The sequence below is a fragment of the Ruminococcus sp. genome (genome assembly GCF_016287535.1).
Classification (GTDB): domain Bacteria; phylum Bacillota; class Clostridia; order Oscillospirales; family Ruminococcaceae; genus Ruminococcus.
Window position 1 is genome coordinate 30578 of record NZ_JAEFAJ010000012.1, and the last position, 25775, is coordinate 56352.

At 47.8% G+C, this 25775-nt stretch carries 17 protein-coding genes; 10 read left to right on the forward strand and 7 right to left on the reverse strand.

Features of this window, described 5'->3' with window-relative positions; genetic code table 11:
* Positions 1 to 11 precede the first annotated feature (11 nt).
* Entirely contained in the window at positions 12 to 638 is a 627-nt protein-coding gene (locus tag QZZ36_RS06570; RefSeq protein ID WP_295078717.1) for a response regulator transcription factor, read from the forward strand.
* Between the two features lie 127 nt (positions 639 to 765).
* On the opposite strand, the gene QZZ36_RS06575 is transcribed toward QZZ36_RS06570, so the two are convergent.
* On the reverse strand, positions 766 to 4155 hold the full coding sequence (locus tag QZZ36_RS06575) for a CotH kinase family protein (RefSeq protein WP_295078719.1): 3390 nt from the start codon (positions 4153 to 4155) through the stop codon (positions 766 to 768).
* Positions 4156 to 4619: 464 nt separating this feature from the next.
* Between QZZ36_RS06575 and QZZ36_RS06580 the strand changes: the two genes are divergently transcribed.
* From QZZ36_RS06580 to QZZ36_RS06590, 3 genes are all read left to right on the forward strand, one after another.
* Positions 4620 to 5174, forward strand: a complete 555-nt coding sequence (locus QZZ36_RS06580) for a sigma-70 family RNA polymerase sigma factor (RefSeq protein WP_295078722.1) — start codon at positions 4620 to 4622, stop codon at positions 5172 to 5174.
* A complete protein-coding gene (locus tag QZZ36_RS06585) occupies positions 5161 to 6627 on the forward strand; it encodes a hypothetical protein (RefSeq protein ID WP_295078725.1) in 1467 nt (488 codons plus the stop codon). The genes QZZ36_RS06580 and QZZ36_RS06585 overlap by 14 nt, the downstream gene beginning before the upstream one ends.
* Before the next feature lie 213 nt (positions 6628 to 6840).
* On the forward strand, positions 6841 to 6987 hold the full coding sequence (locus tag QZZ36_RS06590) for a hypothetical protein (protein ID WP_295078727.1): 147 nt from the start codon (positions 6841 to 6843) through the stop codon (positions 6985 to 6987).
* A 637-nt stretch (positions 6988 to 7624) separates the two neighbouring features.
* Here the strand turns inward: QZZ36_RS06590 and QZZ36_RS06595 are convergent.
* Together QZZ36_RS06595 and QZZ36_RS06600 are read right to left on the reverse strand one after the other, a co-directional pair.
* Positions 7625 to 8026 (reverse strand): hypothetical protein, encoded by a 402-nt coding sequence (locus QZZ36_RS06595; protein ID WP_295078730.1) that lies wholly within the window; start codon positions 8024 to 8026, stop codon positions 7625 to 7627.
* 37 nt (positions 8027 to 8063) lie between these two features.
* Positions 8064 to 9566 carry a DNA methylase gene (locus QZZ36_RS06600; RefSeq protein ID WP_295078733.1) on the reverse strand — a complete coding sequence of 501 codons (1503 nt, stop codon included), beginning with the start codon at positions 9564 to 9566 and terminating at the stop codon, positions 8064 to 8066.
* A 406-nt stretch (positions 9567 to 9972) separates the two neighbouring features.
* Here QZZ36_RS06600 and QZZ36_RS06605 point away from each other — a divergent pair, with 406 nt between their 5' ends.
* The 5 genes from QZZ36_RS06605 (at position 9973) to QZZ36_RS06625 (ending at position 17156) form a co-directional block, all read left to right on the forward strand.
* Positions 9973 to 11577, forward strand: coding sequence for a hypothetical protein (locus QZZ36_RS06605; RefSeq protein ID WP_295078736.1), 1605 nt, complete (start codon positions 9973 to 9975; stop codon positions 11575 to 11577).
* 154 nt (positions 11578 to 11731) lie between these two features.
* Complete coding sequence (locus QZZ36_RS06610; RefSeq protein ID WP_295078739.1) at positions 11732 to 12331, forward strand: response regulator transcription factor; 600 nt, start codon at positions 11732 to 11734, stop codon at positions 12329 to 12331.
* Positions 12316 to 13536, forward strand: coding sequence for a HAMP domain-containing sensor histidine kinase (locus QZZ36_RS06615; protein WP_295078742.1), 1221 nt, complete (start codon positions 12316 to 12318; stop codon positions 13534 to 13536). The genes QZZ36_RS06610 and QZZ36_RS06615 overlap by 16 nt, the downstream gene beginning before the upstream one ends.
* 146 nt (positions 13537 to 13682) lie before the next feature.
* Positions 13683 to 14357, forward strand: coding sequence for an ABC transporter ATP-binding protein (locus tag QZZ36_RS06620; protein WP_295078745.1), 675 nt, complete (start codon positions 13683 to 13685; stop codon positions 14355 to 14357).
* 12 nt (positions 14358 to 14369) lie between these two features.
* Positions 14370 to 17156: an ABC transporter permease gene (locus QZZ36_RS06625; protein WP_295078748.1), complete on the forward strand. Its 2787-nt coding sequence runs from the start codon at positions 14370 to 14372 to the stop codon at positions 17154 to 17156.
* A gap of 304 nt (positions 17157 to 17460) precedes the next feature.
* Here QZZ36_RS06625 and QZZ36_RS06630 read toward each other — a convergent pair whose 3' ends face one another.
* Positions 17461 to 17952: a GNAT family N-acetyltransferase gene (locus QZZ36_RS06630; protein ID WP_295078751.1), complete on the reverse strand. Its 492-nt coding sequence runs from the start codon at positions 17950 to 17952 to the stop codon at positions 17461 to 17463.
* Positions 17953 to 18086: 134 nt separating this feature from the next.
* Here QZZ36_RS06630 and QZZ36_RS06635 point away from each other — a divergent pair, with 134 nt between their 5' ends.
* Positions 18087 to 18512, forward strand: coding sequence for a hypothetical protein (locus QZZ36_RS06635; RefSeq protein ID WP_295078755.1), 426 nt, complete (start codon positions 18087 to 18089; stop codon positions 18510 to 18512).
* A gap of 44 nt (positions 18513 to 18556) precedes the next feature.
* Here QZZ36_RS06635 and QZZ36_RS06640 read toward each other — a convergent pair whose 3' ends face one another.
* The 3 genes from QZZ36_RS06640 to QZZ36_RS06650 form a co-directional block, all read right to left on the reverse strand.
* Positions 18557 to 19393, reverse strand: coding sequence for a class C sortase (locus tag QZZ36_RS06640; protein WP_295078758.1), 837 nt, complete (start codon positions 19391 to 19393; stop codon positions 18557 to 18559).
* A 96-nt stretch (positions 19394 to 19489) separates the two neighbouring features.
* Positions 19490 to 21217 carry an isopeptide-forming domain-containing fimbrial protein gene (locus QZZ36_RS06645; protein ID WP_295078761.1) on the reverse strand — a complete coding sequence of 576 codons (1728 nt, stop codon included), beginning with the start codon at positions 21215 to 21217 and terminating at the stop codon, positions 19490 to 19492.
* A 67-nt stretch (positions 21218 to 21284) separates the two neighbouring features.
* On the reverse strand, positions 21285 to 25769 hold the full coding sequence (locus tag QZZ36_RS06650; protein ID WP_295078764.1) for a carbohydrate binding domain-containing protein: 4485 nt from the start codon (positions 25767 to 25769) through the stop codon (positions 21285 to 21287).
* Positions 25770 to 25775 lie beyond the last annotated feature (6 nt).

Sequence of the window (25775 nt, forward strand, 5' to 3'; positions counted from 1 at the left end):
CGGAGGTTTATATGAACATCATTGTTATAGACGACGACAAGCTCGTAGCTCTGTCGCTGAAAACCATTCTTGAAAGCTCAGGCACAGTTACCGTTGCCGCCATGGGTTCAAGCGGAAATGAAGCCATAGAGCTGTACCGCAGCCATACTCCGGATGTAATGCTCATGGATATTCGCATGGACGGCATGACCGGTCTTGAAGCGGGAGAAGCTATACTGAAGGAGTTCCCCGACGCGCGTATCCTTTACCTTACTACCTTCTCAGACGATGAATACATTGTAAAAGCACTGAATATGGGTGCTAAGGGGTATATACTGAAACAGGACTTTGACAGTATAGTTCCCGCTCTTGAAGCCGTCATGCGCGGTCAAAGCGTTTTCGGCGAGAAGGTGATAACAAAGCTCCCGGAGCTTATGGTGCCTAAGGGACAGTACGATTTCAGCGCTCACGGCATAAGCGACAAGGAGCGTGAAATAATGGAGCTCGTCGCAAAGGGGCTCAGCAACAAGGAAATAGCAGGACAGCTCTTTCTCGGTGAGGGAACTGTAAGAAATTATATAAGCAGTCTGCTTGACAAGCTATGCCTGCGCGACAGGACTCAGCTCGCGGTATACTACTATACCGAGGTAAGAGGCTGAAATACATATAAAAATTAAAACAGCGAAGAGTGGTGTTCCTCTTCGCTGTTTTTTTGAAGGTGGTTATTTAAAGGAAGATTTCTAATGAACCGTGAATGTCTTCTTAACATGGCTTCCCTCAGGTCAGTTATGACCTGTCGGGAAGTGTCTTTATAAGACCGAGCAGATGCTTCTGGATAGCAGCCGCGTCACCTGTTGTAACGCCGTCGTTATTGCCTGAGCAGTCTGCGTTTGCAAGGCCCTGCTTGGTGATATGGCGGCTGTCGCTGCCATTCTCACCGTACTTGTTGGGATTAGCAAGGCTCTGCATGATAAGAACTGCGTCTGAGAGGTCGACCTGACCGTCGCAGTTTACGTCACCGTACTTGGTAACGCCTGTACCGGGATTTGTACCGGAGGAAGTGGTAGTGGTGGTAGTGGTAGTTGTTGTGGTAGTAGTTGTCTTTGATGTGGTAGTTGTTGTTCTGATCTCGCTGGGATCGCCTGCTGCGTAAACAGCCTTGATAGTAACGCCCTCGCTTACAGGAACTGTTATCTCATCTGATGTGGTATTGGAAACTGTTGCTCCTGATACCTCCCAGTGATCGAATCTGTAGCCTTCCTTAGCTGTAGCCTTTACAGTTACAGGGTAGTCTGTGAAGTACTTGCCGCTCCATGTGCTCATGGAATCGTCAAACTTGATGGTGTTGAGCTTAAGTGTTCCCTTGCTGCCGTCGTTGCTTACGGATACGCTTGCAAGACTGCCTGTGAGACCCATAAAGTTCTTCATCTGGCTTGTAACGTTGCTGTATCTTGTGTTGTAGAATGTTTCGAGGAGCTGATAATCCTGATCGAATGTAGACTCATTGTGAATGTTCTTGGATGACGGGAAGCGCTTGTATGTATCAAGGATCTGCTGCTTGAAGCCCTTGTAGTAGTTTATAGCAGCTGTAGTCTTGTTTGTGTCAAAGTTGTAGTTTGCCATATCCATGAAGCTGAGCTCGAACTGCTTCTTGAATTCTGCGTTCTTCATGAGATTTGTGAAAGCTCCGCTGATGGAGCCGCCGCCTCCCATGAAGCCGCCCCAGCCTCCCATACCGCCGCCGCCGAACTGGCTGAAGCTGTTGTATGTAGGACCTACTTCATTTACCTTGTCTGCAAGGTTTGCGGAATACTCTGTATCAAAGAGAACCATACGCCACTTGCCGTCTGCATAAGGATTAGACTCGTCTACTGTATCTGCGCGCCATACACCTGTGTTGTTGTTTGGCCAGTCGTGGTTAGCCCAGTATATCTGAGCTGCAAAGTAGTCGATAAAGCTCTGGATATCAAGCTTCTGAGCTATCTGCTGGTATGCAGCGTCGCTTGTCATATCTGCACTTGCGATCTGGCTGAGAAGGCTGTTCCAGTCGGAGAGATCCTGATCCTTACCGTCTTCAAGAGTACCGTTCTTGATGAAAGCAACGTCGTTCTTCTTGATACCGTAGTGTGACTTGAAGTAGTCTGAGTTATACTTCTCCATGAGCTGATAAATGCCCCAGAATTCGCCGTCGATGAAGAGTATGCACTCGCTTGTAGCCTGAGTGGTCATATCTCTGTCGCCAACAAGAGACTGGTTTACTGAGTCACGGAAGAAGCCTGCCATATTGTCGTTTCCGCCGTTTCTTATAGTGAAGCCGTCGAATGTGTCGATGACCTTGTTATTCTTTTCCTTTGTGGACTTGCCTTCAAAGAGATCGTACTCGACCTCGCCCTTGCCGTAGTCCATACGTGCGAAGATGTTGAAGCTCTTCTGAGCCCATGCACGTGAAGCAGCACCCTTTGTTCTGATGCCTACGTCCTGTGATACAACGCTCTCGCCGTTATCGAAGATCTCGATATTTGCGGGACGCTCCCATGCTTCGCCCTTCTGATTGTAGTTAGCCTGAGCCATGAATGCCATGTCGCCCATGTTGAAGCCGCCCATTCCGCCGCCGCCGAATCCGCCACCAGCTGCTGCGCCGCCCTGAGCTGCGTCACCGCCTGCCTGCTGACCGCCAAAGCCGCCCCACTGCTGAGCACCGCCCTGAGCTGCGTCACCGCCTGCCTGCTGACCGCCGAAGCCGCCCCACTGCTGGGCACCGCCCTGAGCTGCGTCACCACCTGCCTGCTGACCGCCGAAGCCGCCCCACTGCTGGGCACCGCCCTGAGCTGCGTCACCGCCTGCTGCGCCGCCGAACTGACTAAAGTCGAAACCGCCTGCGCCGCCCTGCTGACCGCCGAAGCCGCCCCACTGCTGAGCGCCGCCCTGCTGAACGTCCTCGTCAGCGTTTACTGCGGGACCGCCTGCGCCGCCGAGCTGAACGTCGCCCCAGTTGCCCTGAGCTGCATTGCCGTTCTGACCGCCCATGTTCCAGTTGCCCATATTGAAGCCGCCCTGAGCTGCGTCACCATTCTGACCGCCCATATTGAAGTTGCCCATGTTGAAGCCGCCTGCGCCGCCGTTAGCGTCGCCGCCCATGTTCCAGTTACCGCCGCCGAAGTTCATGCCGCCGAAGCCGCCCATGCCTCCGCCGCCTTCTTCGTATACCTTACCTGTTACATAGATACCTTTTTCGTAATCGAAGAGGTTGTCGGGATCGGTAACGAGTGAGATGACCTTCATGTTCCTGTATTTGTCAACATTGGCTGAGCCTACGAAATAAGTCTTTGTAACTACAGCACTTGTTCTGCCCTGAGAGTCAACGGCTACCGCACGTACAACGGCTGCCTTGAGCACGCCCTCATCTGGAGCGAGGATATCGGTATAAGCCGAGATGTCAGTTCTTGCGCTGAGCTTGTTGGGCTGGCTGGTCATATCCTGTACTGTGATAGGACCTGTGTATCTCTCGGAAGCAGATGTGGGATCGCTTCCGTCCAGTGTATAGTAAACTGTTGTGCCCTGTGGAGCTTCAAGAGTGAGGGAGAAGCTGTTGTTGTAGAAGCCGCTCTCTGCGGAGAATCCGGGGGTCCTTACTGCGTTTGAGCCTTCAGGAGCGCTGTTTGCAGCGTCGGGAGTAGTTGAGAGAACATAGAACTCTCCGCTGCCGTCGGGATACTGACCGTAGGAGGTATCCTTAGCCATATCCTCAAAGGTCACCTGTGAAGCTACGTTTCCGGAAGCGTCGGTAAGAATGAGGGTCTCGCCGCTTGTTGAAAGTCCGAAAGGAGCTATTGCGCTGTTTGTCTCACCTGCTGTGCCGTCGCAGAAAACTACCTTTCTTCCGCCTGCCTGAATGGTAGTGCCTGCGGGGAATGTGAAGCGGTAAGGTGTTTCAGCCTTGTCGCTTATACCCCAGCCGCTGATATCTACTGCGCTGCTGGAGCTGTTGTAGAGCTCTATCCAGTCGTAAGTGCCGCCGTCAGGAGCTGTGTAGGTAGAATTCTTCGGACATACTTCATTGATAGTCACCGAGCTTGCTGCGGATACCTGAGCAGCCGGGAATGTACTTGCGGTTCCGAGGAGCATTGCAAGGCTCATTATACCTGAAACCGTTCTTCTTGCTGATTTCTTGAACATAATAATTCCCTCCATTATGATTTTTCATGTTATTCTGATTCAGGGTTCACAGAACCCTCTTTCATTTTTCACCTTGTGTACATGATACAAAAGCAATCTTAAAATAATCTTAAACTTGTCTTAAACATAAAAAATCCGGATTTTCGGGCTAAAAAGCCGGCTTTTTCAAGCTATTCCGTGATTTCAGTGTATCATCTTTCACAAACGGTGTCAACGAAGAGAGCAAAAAATGCACATTTTCAGCAAAGATAGCAAGAATTGAACGATTTGCCATTGTATTTCCCGTCTTTTATTTAACTTTTTTCACCTGCGGCGGATATAAAAATAACATATCAGCACTTGACTGATGACAAAATTCATTGTATTATGTATATATATTTATTTTTAAAATATTATGAGAGAATCTCCGTTCTCATACGTCTAATATGTGAGAAGGGAGCATCTCTTCTGAAAGGGGGACGCTCATGGATCAGGGTGCAACACTCTACCGCAGTTATATCGGCGGAGATGACGAAGCCATGGTGGAACTGATACGTGTCTACAAGGACGGCCTGATGCTTTATCTGAAGGGTATAACCAATGACCTGGGTCTTGCCGAAGAGTTCATGGAAGACACCTTTTTCAAGCTCGCAGCCAAAAGGCCCAAGTATTCGGGGAAAAGCTCTTTCAAAACATGGCTGTACGCCATAGGCCGCAACGCTGCGCTCGACAGTCTCCGCAAACGGAAATTCATTTCCGACACCCCTGTGGAAGAACGCTACGATATTTCCGATGAGCGTGATCTCGAACAGGAATATCTGCGTGAGGAACAGAAGATCGCCCTTCATCACGCCATGGAAACTCTCAATTCGGATTACAGACAGGTACTTTATCTCACCTTTTTTGAGGAAATGAGCAATGCCGAAACTGCTGCGGTAATGAAAAAAAGCAGACGGCAGATCGAGAATCTCCTGTACAGAGCCAAGCTTGCTCTGAAAACTACGCTGGAAAAGGAGGGCTTTGAGTATGAAGGACTATAAAGACATAGCAAACAGTGTTTTCCGGCGCAGAGAGGAATACGAAAAGGAAAGATCAAGGAAAAAGGCTGTATTCATAAAGCGCACGTCCATCGCCCTCAGCTGCTGCATAATGCTCACCGTGTGCTTCGGTATATGGCGCATGGATCTGCTGAAGTCATTTTTCAATTCCGGCGTCAGGGACCAGATCAATATGACAGAACCTCCCACAACAGTTAATACCGACATTGCTGTCACCACCGGAAGCAACACGTCCGCGGTGCAGGCTTCAACAGCTTCGACATCGTCCGCCGCTCCTGTAACTTCAGTAACATCTGCTTCAGCCACAGCGGCAGGCACTTCGTCTGCAACGTCATTCCATGCTGCAAACACTACTTCGTCAGGTTTAAGGACTACTGCTCCGCATACTGCACTGACACAGCTCACTGCTTCTTCCGCTCTGACCTCCGGGACCACAGCGTCAACAACTCCCGACGTGGTCGCTACACATACAGGCTCGCCCAGAACGACTACCACAAGACATACCGACCGTTCCACAACCGCAAGGACAACGCAGCGCACTACGACCACACCGGCTGCCACGCGGACTACCGCACGGACAACTTCCACGCGGGCCACATCAAGTACCGGAGCATTCAGGACAACGACCACAACAACAAGAACTACCAGGTATACAACAAACACATATTATGTTACAACGCATACTACGACAACGATAAGGACTACCAACACCGGCGTTTATCATACAACTACAACAGCGTCTCCTCATACCACCTATGTGTCGAGCACTGTGCCTCCTCAGACCGAAACGCTGACCGGCTTCCGCTACAGGGGCTCATTATACAGGATCTCGGACAGATATGACAGCCGCCCCTATTACTCAGGCGACCCTGTCCTCTACAGCGGAAATATGAAGCTCAACGGCGATGACATATCCTACAGCGTCTATGTGTTCGACGGCATTACCGAGGAGTTTATATGCTCAGTATCGACAGAGCCGGGCACTCAGAGGTATATCTGCGCGAATACCCGGTTCATTCCCGCAGATGCCAAAAGATGCCTGAACGCAATGGGCATCTGCGACTATATGGAGCTGACAAGCATATACAGCTCAGAAAAGCGGTTATACCGTTCAGCCGGAGAAAACGAAAAGACCGAGCTGATAAGCATATTGAAGGAGCTTGAAGGACCGCTGACATCATATTCGCAGTCCGACAACTATCTGCGCAAACAGGCAGCCGAGGCAGGAGGTTCATATCCGGATACTGACCTTTCACAGTACAGCGTCGCGTTCATGTTCGGGATGCCTGAACTAATCGCTCCGAACAAGTATTTCAGCAGCGGATATATCGCTTTCACCGACTCCGGAGAAATGATCTTTGAGCTGCTCGATTACAAATACACCTTCGACATCGGAGAGGAAGCAGCCGAAAGGATAATAAACAGCTTCAGCTAACATTTAAAAATCCCCGTTCTGACCGCAATAATTGGGCAGTTCGGGGATTTTTCCGGTCAAGTTCTTCATTTTGTCCACCTAATATTTATTTTATCGGTTGTTATCAATTCACATATTATTTATAATAAAGATAAAGCAATAAGGGATTGCTTACATCGCATCCGCGATCAGAGCGGGCAAGCGCAAGGGATATTTAAATTTGGAGTGATAAAATTGAATAATGTCACATATGACAGACTTCTCCGCAGCTTCAGGGCGCTTGCCCGGCTGCCTGCGGCAAGTCTGTATTCAAGCAGATCAACTCTTGAGGGCGGAAGTGGGAATGTTCGGCTTTGCGGAACTGTTACCCCCTCCCATTAACACAGATCCCGTAAAAACGGCCGGTGTTTCCACACTCCTTTGAGAGCTGTATTTTTATTGCCGCAAACTCCGCTTTTTCAGCGGCAGTTACCTGCTCTCACGCAGCTCCTGTGTGAGATTATACAAGTTTACCCTCAGAAGCTTTCACGCACGCTTTCAGGAATGGGAGCGTAAGGCTTCATTCACGGCGAGGCATTTGCACAAAGGCAGGCGGCCCCTCTCCCGTCTGTCTTTGTCCTCGGCGTAAAAAATGTTACAGAGACACAGTTAAACCGCAGCCGTTATCCTGCGGCTGAATATATAAGCGGCTTATTCCGTGATTCGCCGCGTATTTTCCTGCCAGTTCCGAAACGGCAGGAGCAAACACAAGTCAACAGACCCGGCGGCGGGGAGCCTCTGCACAATAACTCCCATTGCCTGCAAACGGGTTTGCTGTTCCGCAGAACCTGACAGGATAGCTCAGGGCCGGGCGGAAAATACAGTATCACTAAGAGATCGTGCCAGACACTTTACAAAGACTATAGGCGGTCTTTGTGATATATTGCTGTTAATTCCTTTTCTGCTATCCTTCCATTTTGTAAGAGGGCAAATCAGAACAGTCTTATCTCCATAGGCGGAGGTAGGGCTGTTGCTCTTTTTACAGGCATATTTTCACTATATCGTCGATAGGTATGCGTAAACCGCCGCAGAATACCAGCTGCCGCGTCGCCTCCTCTATGAATCTTACGTTTCCGGACACCTCAGCGTAGCTTCCGCCGCTCTTGTGCCTGTCGGGAACGAAATACGTCACCCTGCAGTAAGGCTCTGAGGCGATACGTGCGCCGATGAGCCTTATTTTTTCGTTCAGCTCAGCCGCGTCGTCATCGCAAAGCTCCGCTTTGCTGTCAGTGCGGCGCGAAGATTCGTCCAGAGCGTCCTCATAACCGGCAAGAGCTGCAAACGCCGCAAACTGCGCCGCACGATGACGACGCGGCATCTGCGGTCTGTTCCTCGAAACATGATGAGGCATATTGATTATATCGTTATACTGCTCCGGCATGGCGAAGCCTCCTTTCCGAACCAGCCCGACTGCTTTCTCAGGCTCTGTGTCCGCCTATCTGCTGATTGCGCGAACGGGCGGTAGCTCCCTCGCATAGATTTGTTCCGCGAAGCACAGCGTTTTTGCCGTAGCGCTCCTTCATTCTCAGCATTGCAAGCTGCAGGCTGTTCTCACGCTGAAGCTCCTCTTTCTCCGCAGTGCGGCGGCGTTCTTCCTCCTCAAAATCGGTAAAGAAGTCCAGCTGCTGCAGCTCCTCGCGGACAGCTCCGGCAGGCACTACTCTGCCGGCACATATGGTTATCCTGCGTATAAGCAGCATACTGTCCGTGATACGGTCGAAGAGCTCCGCAGCCGCCTGAGTTATCAGTCTTGACGAGGACACTGGAGCAGCAAGATTTACCGTACCATGAGCGTGTACGGGCACAGGTCTGCCGTAATAGTCGTCTGTCACCTTTCCGGCATAGTGCTCAGATATATCTTCCCTGCGGAGATTTTCCACGTCATAACCTATGGTAAGAGTTATCTGATCGGTAACAAGCCCCTTTCTCACAAGGTCAAGAGACAGCGTATCAGCCATTTCCCATGTGATGAGACGGGCAGTATGATTCGGCGTAGCCCCCTGCAGGACCTGTCCCGAACTTATGCTGCTGTTTTCCGGTCGGTAGCTCTTGATATCCGCTATTGTGCAGGGCTCCCAGCCCCAGGCATGGTCTATGAGCAGCTCTGCATTCACTCCGAACATTTTGTAAAGCGTCTTTTCGCCGAACTCCGACGCAGACATACGGGCTATATCTCCCATTGTGAAAACGCCGCAGCGCTCCAGTTTTTTTGCGTAGCCACGTCCGACACGCCAGAAATCAGTGAGAGGGCGGTGCTCCCACATGAGACGGCGGTAGGACATTTCGTCCAGCTCCGCGATACGCACTCCGTTCCTGTCGGCAGGCATTTTCTTGGCGACTATATCCATAGCTATCTTGCACAGATACAGGTTCGTGCCTATGCCTGCCGTAGCGGTTATACCGGTATTTTCCAGCACATCGTTTATCATGCTGACAGCAAGCTCACGTGCGGTCACTCCATAGGTATCAAGGTAGGACGTAACATCTATGAACACCTCGTCTATGGAATATACGTGGATATCCTCCGGAGCAACATATTTCAGGTATATCTGGTATATTCTCGTACTGTATTCGATATATCGCGCCATTCTCGGCGCCGCAACGACATAGGACAGCTTCAGTGACGGATCCGCTGTCAGCTCGCTTCCCTTGCAGGACTCCCCCCTGAACTGCCTGCCGGGAGCTCTGTATCTGCGCTCCGCATTTACCTCGGCAGTCTTTGCTATCACCTCAAAAAGCCGCGGTCTCCCAGGTATGCCGTAAGATTTCAGGGACGGCGACACCGCAAGGCATATAGTTTTTTCTGTGCGGCTCGCATCTGCGACCACAAGGTTAGTATCAAGAGGGTCAGCTCCCATATCCACACATTCCACAGAAGCGTAAAATGACTTCAGATCAATTGCGATATACTTTTTTTCCATAAGCGTCCCCCTATCGAATGTATGTTCTGTTTTTATTATACTACTGCTCAGCATGAATGTCAATACCCTGCAGAAAAGAAAATATGTTTCTTTTTCTGATGTGTTCAGAATGCATCATTTTGCCTTTATTACCGCCTGTAGCGTATCATGCGTCAGCACGTGAACGATTGGATATTATTTACAAAAAAAGCCCGATTAGTGCTTTTAATAACTTGCATAAGATTAATTGACAGTTCCCATGGCAGATGTTATAATTTTAATATAGGACTGAATATGATCGAATATATCAAAAGATCGTTATCACACGTAAAAAAAGAAATATACCAGAAAACGCCGCGATTGCTTATACACAGAACTGACATCATACAGTGTATAGTCCTGACTAATTTTAGGGAGATGTGTAAACATGAATCAGGATTCGATATCCTTCGACCTTGGCTGTAACTTTGATTACAAGCTCTTCGATTTCATCGATCAGTATGACAAGAAACACGCCATAACAAGCTTTTTCGGAAAGCTCAAGCACGACGGTCTTCCGGGAGGCCGTACAGCTTCGATCATTCCCGATTTTACAATGGATCAGCTTGCTGACTATGTAAAGGAATGTCAGAAGCGCGATATAACCTTCAATTATCTTATCAACCCTCTTTCAATGGATCAGAACGAACTTGATCCTGTTATGGGAAAAAAGATACGTACATTCATCCACACCATGTACGATATGGGCATAAAAGCATTCACCCTCAATTCTCCTATACTCATCAAGTACGTAAAGAGAGAATTCAAGGACGCTTTCGTAACTCTCGGCCTTTATGCTTATCCTACAACTATACAGCATATTGAATACTGGCGCAACTGGGGCGTTGACGAGATCACTCTCGATCACGGCTTCAACAGGAGATTCGATCTTCTCAGGCAGCTCCTCACACAGTATAAGGATACAGACCTTCACCTCCGTGTCATCGCCAACAACCTCTGTCTCAGGGAATGTCCCTTCCGCCTTGCGCACGGCTGCTTCGTAGGTCATTCCGATCCTGATAAGTATTCAATGGACTATTCTCTTATAAACTGCGCTTACAAGAAGGTAACTCACCCCGCAGCTATACTTACAGCTGAATTTATCCGTCCTGAGGACGTTCACTACTACAGGGAGCTCGCTGAAGAGACAGGTAACAAGCACTTCTCTATCAAGCTCATCGACAGAACAAGAACGACCGACTTCCTCCACAATGTAATCAAGGGCTACATGGAAGAGTCATACGACGGAAATCTCCTTGATATCGTAAACTGGCCTCGTGCAAAGACTATCGTAACACGTCCGGATCAGGCAGGTGCTGAGGGTGCTCCCGCAGGCGCTCCTGCAGGTGCTCTTGTTGGTGCAGGCGGTCCTCCAGCCGGTATGCCCGCAGGCGGTCCTCCTCCGTGGGTAATGGAGGGCAGACCTCCAAGACCCGGCGAGCCTGAGGAATGGGCAAAGTCACACGGTATCACAGCGCCTCCCGCCGGTATGCCTCCATTCGGTGCAGGCGGTCCCCCAGCCGGTATGCCCGCAGGCGGTCCTCCTCCGTGGGTAATGGAGGGCAGACCTCCAAGACCCGGCGAGCCTGAGGAATGGGCAAAGTCACACGGTATCACAGCACCTCCCGCCGGTATGTCCCCGTTCGGTGCAGGCGGTCCTCCTCCCGGAGTTCCGGCTATGAGATGGATGGAATACCTCAAGCCTGAGGCAATGATGAATTACGGAAGAACTATGCACCTTCCAAAGTTATTCGTTGACAACAAGAAGCTTGACGGCTTCCTTGAACACTTCATCAATAACAACAACTGCGCAAATTCACTCTGCGTGAACGATATCCTCGAAGACGGCGAGACAGCTCCCAATGCCTGCGCACACTGCAGCACATGGGCAAAGAAGGTCATCTCCTACGACGAGGCTGAAGTAGCGCAGTGGAAGGAGCTTTGTGCAAGCGTTCTTCAGAACATAGAAGACGGCGCTATATTCAAAGACTGATATTGTACATACGGATAAAAGCTGTACCGCATTTCCCTGCGGTGCAGCTTTTTATTTATACACTCCGGCAGCGGCAGCATACCTGATGAGCGTCCTTGATTTTTCACGGATTATATGTTAAAATAAAAAAAACTCCTATGACCGAGGTGACACTATGAATACGCTGCTTCTCGTTGAGGACGACGAGACACTCAACGCCAATATAAAGCTTGCTCTTGAGACCGAAGGCTACAGCGTCATCGCTGTACGCACCGTCGCTGCTGCTGAAGCCGCAGTCCCCGACGCCGACCTTATCATACTTGATGTTACCCTGCCCGACGGCAACGGTATAGATCTGTGCAGACGGCTGCGGAAAAGCATTCAGACTCCTGTGATATTCCTTACCTCCTGCGACGATGAAGCAGACATCATACGCGGACTGGACAGCGGCGGTGATGATTATATCACCAAGCCTTTCCGCCTGAAAGAGCTTTTTTCGCGTATACGCGCAAATCTGCGCCGCATACCCGATATCCCCGAAATGGAGCTCACCGCTGTTGAGCAGAAGCTTCTCAGCTACCTCATGCTCAACCGCGAACATTATCTTACCCGTGAACAGATACTCGAATACCTCTGGGACTCAAAGGGGATATTTGTGAACGACAATACCCTTTCCGTCAATATAAGCCGCCTGCGTGACAAGCTGAGCAGATCGGCAGGCTGCGGCAGGATAGTGACCAAGAGAGGAATGGGCTATAAATGGACAGATTCATAAATAACCGTGCCCCGCGCAGACTGGTGCTCATATTCATCATCATGCTCGGTATTTCAGCAGCTGCCGCTTATATAGCATCAGGAAAATGCGCGGATATTATCGTTACTGCGCAGATTGAATCAGAGCTCTCAGCTGTGGGCGGCGGCTCATTCACCGGCTCTCCCGACGAAAGCGCTGTCAGCGCCGGCGAAGATATACTCAGAAAATACAGTATAAGAAAAAATATGCCGCCTGAACTCATGCACAGCTATCCCCATGTAAGACACACTGCCTTTAACGCATTATTCGGACTTATGACAGCTGTATCCGCAATATGGCTGATAATATCCATGCGTGAGGCGATGTCGCTATTCAGGGATCTCGAAAAGCTTCGCAGCGACTGCATCGAAGCGGCTTATGACACCCACGCGTCAATAAAGATGTACGGCGAAGAGCTGGGCACAGTTCACAGAGTCTGCGAAAGCGCGGAGATACTCGTTGACCGCATGAGAAATACAAGCAGCAGACTTACCAATGAACAGGAGTTTCTGCGCACCTTCCTCACCGACCTCTCTCATCAGATAAAAACATCCCTCGCAGTGGTGCGCCTTAACACGGATATGCTCAGCGAGCTGAACGACCTTTCCGTTGAGCGCAGGGAAAAGCTCTCGGACGAGATACAGCTCAATCTCGACGGTATGGAGCATCTTGTTATCGAGGCTATAAAGCTGGCAAAGCTCAACGCTGATGCCGTTGAGTACGATATGAAGCCCTACAGCGTATCCGAGCTGTTCGTTAACGCTGTAAAAAAGCTGTCGCCCCTGCTCAGACAAAAGGACATTGTGATAAACACCGCACTGCCTGACGATATAAAGCTGACCTGCGACAAGGGCTGGCTCTGCGAGGCTATAGAGAATATAATAAAGAACTCCGCCGACCATTCGGAATGTACGGAGATATCTGCCGAGCTGACTCAGAACCCGGTCCTTACGACCCTTTCCATAACAGATAACGGAAAGGGTATACCTCAGGATGAGATACCTAAGCTGTTCGACCGTTTTTCATCAAAATCCCAGGACAGGACCATGTACAGCTCAGGACTTGGTATGTCCATAGCGCAGAAAATAGTCCGCGCCAACAACGGAGAGATATTCGTCTATTCCGAACCCGGAAAGGGTACACGTTTCGAGTTCGTATTTCTTACTCTCTCAAAAAACAAGCTGTAAATATTTTCAGCTCCCGGTCCGCATTAAGGCCTGTATTGTAAAAACACAATACAGGCTTTGCTTTTTTCAAAAAAAATTTGTTTTGTAATTTTACTGTAAGATTAATGGGTTAGAATATAGTAAACTAAGGAACGGAGGTCTGTTTTATGGACAATAATATAATCATCAAAACCGAAAAACTCGTCAAGCAGTACGGAGAAGGCGAAAATATGATATACGCCCTCAATAATGTCGACCTTGAAGTACACAGCGGAGAATTCGTTGCAGTCACCGGTGAGAGCGGAAGCGGCAAAACTACCCTGCTCAACTGTCTCGGCTCTCTCGACACCCCGACAAGCGGCAGGATAATATCCTGCGACAAGGAGATAACGAATCTCGATGACAAGGGGCTTTCCGCTTACAGGCGCAAGAATATCGGCTTTATCTTCCAGTCCTACAACCTCATACCCGTACTGAATGTTGAGGAGAATATCGTACTTCCCCTGAATCTTGACAATACCAATCCGGATATGGAGTTCCTGAATGAGCTCCTTGAGCTCACAGGTCTTGACAAGAAGCGTCAGAACTTCCCTCACGAGCTCTCAGGCGGTCAGCAGCAGCGTGTTGCCTTTGCACGCGCACTCATACACAAGCCAAAGATAATACTCGCCGATGAGCCTACAGGCAATCTTGACAGCAAGAACAGCCGCGAGATAATCTCCATACTCAAAAGCTCCATTAAAAAGTACGCCCAGACTCTCGTACTCATAACCCACGACGGCAGCATTGCTTCACAGGCTGACCGTATCCTCCGCATATCTGACGGCGTGCTTTCCGAATAAGGAGGTGCGGACATGAAACATATCATATCTCTTTCGCTGAAATACATACGCCGGCAGAAGCTCCGCACATTCCTTACATTTATGTGTGTCATGCTCTCGGCGTTCATTCTCGCTACTGTCTGCACCTACGGCAGCAGCGGTTATACCACCCTTTACAATGAGACCCTGAAGGAAGACGGTACATGGGAGCTGGAAATAAACTCATGGATACAAAGGGCAGCAGACCCGGAAAAGGCTCTTGATATAGCCATACACCATGCCGTCACAGCGGATTACTTCACATACAGTTCGGACATCGCCTCATACTCAGGTTCTTATAACGACAACTCCGGCAGGATATCGCTGTTCGAGGTGTCTGACGGCAGCAGTACACACTTGGTCAGGGCTGTAACCGCTGTAAAGGAGGACGGAAATCAGAAGCTGGTAAGGTACTACAGAAACGTGGACATTCCCGATAGCGACATTACAAAGGACGGCGTTTATGTTCCGGAGTTCCTCAAAGAAATGGGCTATTCCACAGGCGATACCGTCACTCTGACCATACGTCCCATGACAGCGGGTTACGACGAGGATTCAGAGGCAATGAAGACTCTCCGTGCAAATCTTCTTGAAAAATACGGCACACAATACACCTCCAGTGACCCGGAATTTCAAAATCTCTCAAAGGAAACGCAGAAAAAGGCGACCAGAGCCTCTATCGCTTCACTTCTGGAAAAGCAGAACATAGGGCTTCAGGATTCTCCCTACACTGATAAGCAGTACGGCACCGCAAAGAAGGTCACCTTCACTATCGCAGGTTTCAACCGTTATTCAAAGAGTGACAATTTCGTGCTCACGAACGGAAAGGGCTTCAATATCTCACTGGAGGATCTTATCGACACTAAGACAGAGGGAGTGGAAACCCACGGTAATTCATCGGTATATCTGCGGCTGACAGACACCTGCGATTACGATGATGCACTGAAAATGCTTTTCACAGACCTCGGTCATAACTATGAGAATGATTTCTATAACAGCTCTGAATACGGCTACCGGACAAACGATCTTCTTCTCGGTCTTGAGATGAAGAGCCCTTACGCCATGTACAAGGAATTCGGAAGTATAGCTGCGCCTGCGCTGGTAGTGCTCCTTATAGCATGGTTCATATCGCGTTTCGTTATCGACTGCACCTTTGAAATGGCTGTGCATGAAAGAAGCAGCCACTTCGCGGCACTGCGTATCATAGGAGCTTCAAAGGGACAGATAGCGGCACTGGTATTCATAGAAGCGATATTCTACTGCTTTACGGCTGTGCCCCTCGGAATAGGGTTGGCTATATTCCTTTGCCGCGGCTCAATAAACGCCCTGTACAAGTCAGGCATTGATGTCTTCGAGTTCTCGGCAAAGCCGGTATTCATCGCTATCGGAGCCTTCCTGACCATAATCGCTATATTCATATCCGCCTATACCTCGGCTATGTGGGCTGCAAGAAAGCTGTCTCCGGCAGAGGCTCTGAACTTCGGCAAGCCAAGGAGCAATAAAAAGAGGAAAAAGCACAGTAAGAAGTCAAAGCTCAACCTCAGCGCGAAAAAATTCATAAGGCGTTACACTAAGAAAAATATCAAATCCGCAAAGAGCCGCTTCGTTATCTCAACAATAACTATGGCTCTCGGTGTACTGATGTTCACATTCTCGGCTATCGCTCTCATATTTGCTTACGGCGAGATCAAGGAAGGTCTGATAGTATCAGAGCTTTATGACGAGACCTACGATTTCTATATAGACGGCTATTACAGCGGCGATCCCAAAAACATTACCGGAGATATCGACAAGTATTTCGGAGATAAGGAAATATTCTCCGAGTGCAGTGTTACAGGCTATTACCTATGCCCCTTCTCCGACAGGGACGGCTCTGTCAGGATCGTGAAGGAAAAACTGTTGCGAAGTCAGACTATTTACGGAATCGGCGCTGTCCATATTATCAATGAAAAAATATACAACAAATACGAGCTTGACGTCATTTCGGGAATGAGCTATCAGGAATTCGTAAGCAAAAAGGCTGCACTGTTCAACAACAGCATTTACGGCAGCTACGAAGAAAGGGATACTGACGACGACGGCAAGCTTATCGAGAAATACGAGACATCCTACTATGACCTGAAGGACGGCTACAAGCTCACAACTACCTACGGCGACAGGATAAAGGTAATAGGAAAGATATCCAGCAGATCTACAATAAACGGTCTTATCGTACCTCTGGAAAACTCTGCCGAGTTTAATATGACTTACAGCATAGGACTGACCGTGAACGGCAGTAAGCACTACAGGGAGGCAGTTAAGCTCTTCAATGAATTCGTGGAAAAAAACAATCTGGAAATGGCTGAGAATCTGTACTCAATGAATACAGGTCTGCACGAATTCATTTTCGCCATAGTAAAGATAGTGCTCATATTCCTTGTATCAATATGGCTCGTAGGAATACTCTCCATGATAAATTCCGTAAACACAAGCGTGCTCAACAGGAGCCGTGAGCTGATGATGCTCAGGAGCGTCGGCATGACAAAGAAGCAGCTCCGCAGGAGCATTATGCTGGAAACTCTCATATTCTCGGCTACCGCCGCCATTTCCGGCACTCTGATAGGAGTAATAGCAGCAAGACTTGTAGGGGGCAGGTTCAATATGCATGAGCTGACCGCATATGTATTACCTGTGGTCATAATATCACTGACATTGAATATAGTAATAGCTCTGCTCGCATCTATACCTGCAATACGCAGTCTCGGAAAGGTAGAATCAATAGCTCAGGCTTCAAATGAATAACAAAAAAGCGCAGCTCATAAGAGCTGCGCTTTTTCTTGCAAGCAAAGGAAAGCAATATAGTTTATGGGGGGATAGGTTGGTTTATGTTTGTTATAACCGGTCGGTTTAAGAAAAACGTAAATAAAAACTATATTGCCACCTTCTAAGCTGCCTGTTCAAGCAACCGACTAAATTTTAACATGGTGTTCAAAAAATAGCAATAGTTTATTCTTGAAATGCATTTTTTCAGCGTGAAGTGCATAATTTGTTAACAATTTGTTCATATTAACTTTCTTTTAATGCAAATAATCTAACGCACCGGTCGTCACAGATAAAGGATATACATTACCTCTCTCAGCTCTCTGCCGCCGATGCTGTCCGACATGACCTCACTGGTTGCTGTAAAGCCGTGCTTCTCGTAAAAAAGCCTCGCGCGGACATTTTCCTCCAGCACCCACAATATGATGCTGCGGAAGCCCTCCCATTCCAGCTCCTCCATGCATTTTTCCAGCAGACCGGCTCCGATGCCCCTGCCGATATACTCAGGCAGCAGATATATGGAAACTATCTCTCCGCTCTCCGGGAATTTCTTCCAACGGGAGGTGCAGAAGCTCGCAGTGCCCACTATCCTGTCACCCTCAAAGGCTCCTATATCCGTCCTGCCGTTTGCGTTTATGCCATTGACCCACCTGCCCTCAGGTATGCTGTCAAGGTAGTCCTGCGGTATTATACCTTTGTATGCGTAACGCCAGCTCTGCTCATAGATATCGCTCACCGCCGCGTAGTCATCGTTTTCCGTAATAAGTCTTATTATCACGGGATCACCTTCCGTCTCAGAATAATGTTCCTCATTATATCACATAAAACATGGCAAGTCAACACCTTATACTTGATTTTTTAATATATTTATGATAGTATGATGTTAAGGACTATGCGAAAGGAGCGGTGAACATGGGAACGTCCTACAGATACAGATGCGAGGAATGCGGGTACGAAGAGGAATTCTTCGTCGGCGGCAGCTATATGTCAAGGACATACACAAGACGGGTCGAAGAAGCGGAAGAAGAACTCAGAAGCGCCGCTCTCTATGGAAAATTCGGAGAAACTATCCAGCACATGATGAGATATGAGCGTGAAAAGGTCTATATCAACTGCGATACCGAGCTCTATCAGTGCATGGACTGCCGCAACTTTTCGGTACAGATGGCAAAGGAGCTCTCACTTAATAACAGCGACTTCACGCTTTCCGTGGAATTCAGGCATGAATGTCCTTCCTGCCGCTCCACGCTTCTGCGCAAAAGCCGCGGTTCAATAACCTTCTGCCCCGGCTGCAAGAGGTTCACGGCACAGCTCGTAAGCATGGGAAAATTTGAATAACCGGGTTATCAGCATAAAAAAGCCATAAGGAAGCTGCTGCTTCTTTATGGCTTTTTTCGTTTGTCTCCTTTCTGCTTCCTGCCGCTGTTTACCATAAGCAGTATGAGCAGTACAAACAGTATCGGCGCTGCAATGGCAGGCGCTACGATAAACGGCGACACTATAAAAACATCGTTCGCAATGTATATCTTGTACTCTTCCTTTGTCTCAACCCTTTCACCCCTGACAAGCAGTCTGTGTGAGTTGATACCGTATGGAGTACAGGTAAACAGAGTACAGTAATCCTTGCCGGGTTCAATGCTCAGATCATCTATCTCATAAGGCTTGACGATCTTTACCTGATCCACCTGATATGTAAATACGTCTGACATAACGGTAATATAGAATATATCGCCGGGCTCCAGCTTGTCAAGGTCTGTGAACAGCCTTGCACTGGGAAGTCCGCGGTGTCCCGACATTACCGAGTGAGTACCTTCTCCGCCTACCGGCAGGCTGGTTCCCGGAAGGTGTCCGGCTGCTACCTGCAGTACGTTGTCGTTTACACTGTGATAGACCGGCAGCTCTACCTTTATCTTTTCTATTGTAAGATATCCCATGATACCTGTACCCGTAATATCAAGTGTATTGTAGTATCCCGGTATCTTTTCCGGCTCAAGTATCGGGTTCTCCTCGGTGAGAAGTTTTCTGTTGTATTCCTTTGCCGCTTCTATCATCTTGTCATGCTCTTCACTGCTCATGGAGGCGGTTATCTCGTTATACGCCTGTATCGCTTTTGACTGGTGCATAGCGTTTATATGCTCGCTGACAGTCGGATACAAAAGCAGGAATACTCCTATGAACAGTGCCGCAAACGGCAGCGACCTGATAATGATACGCTTCATCAAAAGCTCCTTGCATTAAACTTCGTGCAGCGGAGGTGTGTCCCCCGCTGCACGAATAATTCAGATATTTGCTGTGTTTTACAGTTTTTCTCAGTCTTACTTAACGCTCATTCTCTTCTTTGTTACGAGGAGAACTACTGAACCCGCTACCAGCAGACTGCCTATGATATAGAACAGCTTTGTACCGATACCACCGGTCGAAGGAAGAGTAGTACCGACATTATTTACAACATCAAATTCAACTGCCGCAGAGCTTGCAGCTTCATTTACAGCAATTGGTGCGCCGTCCTTTGTTGCTGACCATTGAGGTGCGCTGAATACTGTATTGGTGTCATCAATAACAATTGTTATAGGCTCAACTGTGTTATAGCCATCAGGAGTTTTGATCTCGGTGATAGTATATGTACCTGCGCCCAGACCGCCGAATTCCAGTGTACCGTCAGCCTTTACATAAGCCTCTTTACAGATGTTGGTCTTAACTGTGGAAGAAGTAACATTTGTCACCTTGTTATACTTCTTTGAGCTGTCATCAATATCATCTGCAGCCGGTGAAGAAGAAACTAAAGCAAATGTACCGTTTTTCAGTCTGTAATATGTTCCTGAAGCTGCTTCCTCAAATGCCTCTTCGTTTATAAGCACTACCTTGTCAGATACGCCGCTGATCTGGAATTTTGCACCGGTAAGCACTGCCTTGGGAGTTGTTGTTGAAGCTCCGTCGCGCTTTGTAAGCTTGATATTTGCGGTATAGGTCTTTGTCTGCTGATCAGGAGTTGTTCCGAAAGAATCGCCCGGATTGCCGCCTTCAGGCTTTTTAGGCTCATCAGAATTTGTAGGAGATTCACCCACAGCAGCAACATTCGGATTGTTTGAATATGTAAGGTTTGCAGTATTAACATTTCCGGTCGTTCCGCGGTTAGCGTTCTCGTTAAGTGTAGCGGAATATGTAACTGTTATAGTCTCTCCTGAATGTGTTTTCCAGTTGCCGTAGAAATCCTTGAAGACTATCTGGAATGAATGTCCGTCTGTATCAGCAGCATCAGTCTGTACCACATAATGAGTACCTGCCGTTAAGGTAGTTGCACCTATGGTAACAGCAACGTCATTATTGAATGTAAGACCTGCGGCCAAGTCATCGTTGACAACGAAGAAATACTTTGAATAGCCTGTCATATCAGGAACTGCAGATGTTAATGTGTAGCTGACAGCATCTCCTATGCACACATCATTTGCCTTGCCTGAATCCTTGGGATTAGGATTAGATATTACCTTTGTAAGAGATGGTGAAGGTCTCTTGGGAGTTACGTCTGTAGGTCCTGCAACTTTAAGCAGATATCTTGATGTTATTGCTCCTGTGGGTACGCTTGCCTCTTCAATGAGGTAATAACCTGCTTCTGTTGCAGGGATAGTATATACTCCACCGCTCAGTCCGCCTGATGCCACGGAAGCTGTTGTTCCCTTATTTGCGTAAGCAAGTTTTGCAAACTGAGCAAGCTTTTCACTGTTGCCGCTGAGGTCAGGGAGTTTTGCCGCTATTGAAGCTGCATCGGTAACTGTTGCAAAATCTGATCCCAAAAGCGTATCACCCTTTAAGTCAAGGAGCATCTGAGCACCGTCAAAGCCTGTAGCCCATGTAACATTTGAAAGTACAGTACCGCTCAGAGTACCTGCAAATATTTTATAAGCGTTGTATGTATATCCATCAGTTTCATTGTTTACTGTGATATCATAATCTGCCGCAAACGCTGTAAATCCGGTAGCTGCCATAGGGGTTACTGCTAACAATCCTGCAGTCAGTATAGCTAAAGTTTTCTTATTGGTTTTCATATAATTTACCTCCGTTTTCAATAAATTTATTCGTGTTGATCCGCCGTTTCATTCTCAGGAAGCCATTTCAAATTCGCCTCCTTTTGCGCCTGTACAAGGCGGATCCGCTTATTATTCCTATCGCTGTCAGCAGAGTTCCGAAGAAATATATCCTTCCTCTGCCTCCGCCGCCTGTTTCGGGCAGCCTGTAGCGAATACTCCTGTTATTTACGATTATCGGATTATCCTCATCGTTGGTCTCTACCATATTTCCGCTGTAGCTTACGATAAATCCTTCATCACTTGACTTCCAGATATTTTCCGTACTGTCGTAGCCCACCGTATTTGAACTGTCACCGATCCACTGTTCTTCGATGTAGTAACGGTAGCGGTAGCCGGAAGCTTCCTGGATATCATCTGCTCCGTCGCCTTTTGTCCAGTGATACTTCCAGTTGTCAGCCTCACTCAGCGTTACCGGTCTGGAGAAAGATGTGTCTTCCGTAAAAGCTGAAGTAAGGTTTAACGGATTTGTTGCGGAATCGGAATCGAGAACCAGTCCGTACTGAGAATAATTTGAAGTGTATGTACCGCCCGAAAGGGTATATCCAGCTTTATCAAGGTCTGTGTTTTCAATCGCTTCATACAACCTTGAGCTCCACACCTCAAAATCCTCTGTTCCCGTCGTGTTATAGTATATAACTATGTCCTTCGATGTATCTACATCAGTCGGGAGATCAAATACAGCATCTATCGTTCCCCATTGATTGCCTTTTGTATCGACAGAACCAAGAAGAATATACTGAGACTTGTTATTAGTATCGGTATATGTCAGAGTTGCTCTGATAGTATGTGGTGTAGTAGAGTCGTTGCCGTTGTGATGACCTGCTACCTGAGCAATATGGTGATATTTCTGACCGGGTGTAAGATTAAGATTTTTAAGGTTTTTAGAAACACCCTGCCAGTCATCAGTTCTGCCTGATACTACAACAGCATAATTGGACTGATAATTCTTTTGCGATAGACTTGTGCTGCCAAAAGGTCCCCAGCCATTGCTGCTGTAATTCTGCATTGTATTATATTCATACACCGCAGTTCCGTTAGCAGCTGCTGTATATTCACCGCTTCCGACAGTTAACTTTCCTGTCGTTTCTTCAACATTGATCGCATGATTGCCTTCGATAGCAGCGAATTCGTCCATTCTGAATTGACCTGGACCGATAAAAGGCTGACCGGGCGGATCAAAGGATTCAACTATAATATACATTCCGTAAGGGTTGATATCCGGCGGCAGAGTGACCGTTCCCATAAGATGAGTCCATTCGCCTGAATAAACCTTTGTCTGCTCTATAACACTATAGCTGGCATCGCCGTTTTCAAGTCCGTCGTACAGTGTGAATTTGAAAATAACATATTTTTTAGTCACACCGCCAACCGTTTCCTCAACACCCACATCTTCATCGTATCTTACATAGGTACTGAATGTATAAGTATGATTTACCTTGAATATCTGAGGATCAAGATCGTACCTTGCACCCTGATTTGAAGCCGTTCTGTCTGTATTACCCGGACCTCTTATAAGCATTCCGTCGCCCTTTGCATAAGCGTTGTAGGAACTCGTCAGTATCTCTGAACCACCGTTTGGTATCCAGCCGTCAGTCCATTGTGAAAACGAGTGGTGCAGGAGCAGCAGAGAGTCTTCTGCCTCGTCGGTATATATCTTGATATCGACTTCATTTGCAATAACCGACGGATCGGTCTCAGGTGCGAGATTTGATATTTCAAACGTCCTGTCGCTTATCTGGTCTACTTCCACCGTATTCGGAACGCATTTCGGATACGCAGAATCCATTGGATAATACTCAACGCCGTTTGGCGCAGTGAATGCAAATTCTACGCTGCCTCCGGCATATATCTTATCCTCGTCCGAGCCGACTTCATATGTCGAAAGCAGATTGCCCGCCGCGTCACGAAGATTTATCCTCAGGCTTGTAGCCTGACTCGGTGCATACGGGGCGCGTTCTCTTTTAAGTACCAGTCGTATATTCGTTTTGTCTGCGGTTGCGGTATTTATCCAGTTCTTCTGAACGTGGATATCAACATTTGTGACGTCCTTGTTGGTTATTGTAGGATTGCCGTACTGGTCTGTTCCGTATGAAGCCACATAGCCATCCGGCACGTTGAGCTCCTCAACAGAATAGGTATAGAAATGATCACCGTATCTTGTCGGAAGCATTACCGGCGAGCTCCATGACCAGCCCGGCGAGCTCAGAGTAAACGTCATCTTTCCGCCTATCTCCACCGGCTGCGGTTCTCCGCCGTTATCAGAACGGAACAGCTTGAACTTTACCGGATGACCGGTCGGACCCGCAACAACAGTTCCCGACGGATTCAGCCACGTCTTTGTTACGTTAAGTGTAGTTTCTTCCTGACGTACAATGTTAGTGAAGTTGTAGCTGTCCGTAACATTCAGCGCCGCAGGTGTACCGCTGACTGCACTGCCGCTTTCTATCGGCCGCGCCGCAGCATTGACCAGTACACTTGAATATATATTCGGATCTATACCGTTTTCGACAACGTAATATTTTCTTGTCTCATCGGCTAAATAGAAATCCTTTCGTTCTCCGTCCTTCAGCCGGAACGGATTAGGCTCTCCGAGATCAGCAAGCACATAGGTTCCTGAATCCACAGGATCTTCGACATATACCGCAAACTGATATGTCGGACAGTTCGCATCATCTGTCCTGTCATAATCATTTGAATAATGATTGCGGAAATCAACGTCCTTTATAACAGTCAGAGGTCTTACTGTGGGGAGGTTCATATCTATGGCAAGGTTTGAATAACAGCCGCCTCGTTCGAGATAGAACATCTCGATAGTATGAGCCTTGTTGTCCCTTGCGTCACAGCTCTTGCCTTCAATGCCTGCAAATTTGCTTGCCAGAGTCTCTACCTTCCACTTTGATTCCGATGCGCCGTCGGTATTCACACCGTTGTCAGGCTTCGGGATATCAGCGTATACAGGCAGCCCCGGATTGCTGCTCCTTAAATTGTTATATGCGGTCTCGGCAACGCTGCCGAGTGCGTTATCCTGCGTCCACACAAGACCGTTGGTAAAATCTATCATACCAGCGGCAGGCTCGTGGATACCGCCTATATCAAGAACAAGAACATCATCAACGAATACCCACATATCGTCATCACCGCTGTACTTTAATACTATCGGTTCCGTCGGAGCACCGAGATTTTTGAACCTGGCGTCCATTTTCATTCCGAAATGGTGATTGAAGCCGTTACCGTTGAAGTTAGGGTCTCTTCTTGTCAGATCGTACTGATCGAAGGGGAAGAATCCTATCTTGAACTCACCGCCGTTAGCTCCGTCATATTCAACATCAGTGAGGTTGTTATAGTCCTTGTCTCTGTGATGATCCCTGTTTATGATATGATATGTACTTTCATAAACAGTAAAATCATGGGTATCCTCATTATAATAAGCGTAATTGTTATTGCTGTTATAAACAAGGTGCCCGTTAATATCCTGCAGAAAATGATTTACACCGGTATAGACTGTCTTATAAGCGCTCGGTGTTTCACTAAAAAGATAATCTAGGCTGTGTGCCGCGGTATTGTTCATCACGGGATAACCGGCAGCCGACAGCTGATTCTTTACTATTCCCTGTATTGGTCTGTTGCCCGACAGCTGAGAGGAATACAGGCTATTTGTGTTATAATCACCTGAGTAGTTGTTCTTGCTTATCAGCTCTGTTTGTGTACGTGTGTAAACATTATAATAATAATCACCATAATGATAATCATCGTCATTGTCGGCATTTGTACCAATAAAATCAGGCGTACCATAAGAGAAGAACATGATATCATCTGTGGGATTTCTTCCATTGTTAACACCGGCATACTTTATATGATTATGCACCCATTTATGACTGTCGCTGTCCCATGAGATATCATAGTTGTTCAGCTTTGATTCAAGCTCGTTCTCGGTATCATGATAATCAAACAGCGTGATATTGATACCTCGTGCGATATTATCTATGGTAGATACTCCTGAAGGTGATTCAAGCTCTGTGGGATCATTCGCAAGAGAAGCCCTCATCGCCTTTCCTAACCTGAACTCTGCCGCCGCTGCCGGATCAAGCTGTTCAAGGAGCATTTCCTCATCTTCCTCCTCAGGAAGATCTATGGAAACGATATTGCTCTCCTCATTATCCGACTTATCACTGCTTCCGGGAAGCTCCTCGCCGGTATAGCAGAGCGTTGTGTGCAAATGCTCTTCATTACCGCATACAAGGACCTTCTCATAGCACTCCTCGGTATGAGTATGCTCCTCGTTCTCATCAAGTCCGCATACAAGACGGTATTCATAACATTCATCGGTATGCTCATGCTCCGCTATGGCGCACAGTGGTTCATTCACCATTGTGATGACAGTATCGTGAAGTTCCCAGAGGACTCCCGATGAAACAAATACTGATAAAACAAGCAGCAGCGAGACCATTCGCCGTCGCTTAACGCTGTTTTTATGAATTATCTCATAAAAACTGTCGAAATAGTTTTTCATCTATTT

Coding starts and splice junctions, on each gene's coding strand:
- QZZ36_RS06605 (WP_295078736.1), top strand. CDS start 9,973: ATGAATCAGGATTCGATATCCTTCGACCTTGGCTGTAACTTTGATTAC.
- QZZ36_RS06650 (WP_295078764.1), bottom strand. CDS start 25,769: ATGAAAAACTATTTCGACAGTTTTTATGAGATAATTCATAAAAACAGC.
- QZZ36_RS06640 (WP_295078758.1), bottom strand. CDS start 19,393: ATGAAGCGTATCATTATCAGGTCGCTGCCGTTTGCGGCACTGTTCATA.
- QZZ36_RS06585 (WP_295078725.1), top strand. CDS start 5,161: ATGAAGGACTATAAAGACATAGCAAACAGTGTTTTCCGGCGCAGAGAG.
- QZZ36_RS06580 (WP_295078722.1), top strand. CDS start 4,620: ATGGATCAGGGTGCAACACTCTACCGCAGTTATATCGGCGGAGATGAC.
- QZZ36_RS06595 (WP_295078730.1), bottom strand. CDS start 8,026: ATGCCGGAGCAGTATAACGATATAATCAATATGCCTCATCATGTTTCG.
- QZZ36_RS06610 (WP_295078739.1), top strand. CDS start 11,732: ATGAATACGCTGCTTCTCGTTGAGGACGACGAGACACTCAACGCCAAT.
- QZZ36_RS06575 (WP_295078719.1), bottom strand. CDS start 4,155: ATGTTCAAGAAATCAGCAAGAAGAACGGTTTCAGGTATAATGAGCCTT.
- QZZ36_RS06615 (WP_295078742.1), top strand. CDS start 12,316: ATGGACAGATTCATAAATAACCGTGCCCCGCGCAGACTGGTGCTCATA.
- QZZ36_RS06645 (WP_295078761.1), bottom strand. CDS start 21,217: ATGAAAACCAATAAGAAAACTTTAGCTATACTGACTGCAGGATTGTTA.
- QZZ36_RS06635 (WP_295078755.1), top strand. CDS start 18,087: ATGGGAACGTCCTACAGATACAGATGCGAGGAATGCGGGTACGAAGAG.
- QZZ36_RS06625 (WP_295078748.1), top strand. CDS start 14,370: ATGAAACATATCATATCTCTTTCGCTGAAATACATACGCCGGCAGAAG.
- QZZ36_RS06570 (WP_295078717.1), top strand. CDS start 12: ATGAACATCATTGTTATAGACGACGACAAGCTCGTAGCTCTGTCGCTG.
- QZZ36_RS06600 (WP_295078733.1), bottom strand. CDS start 9,566: ATGGAAAAAAAGTATATCGCAATTGATCTGAAGTCATTTTACGCTTCT.
- QZZ36_RS06620 (WP_295078745.1), top strand. CDS start 13,683: ATGGACAATAATATAATCATCAAAACCGAAAAACTCGTCAAGCAGTAC.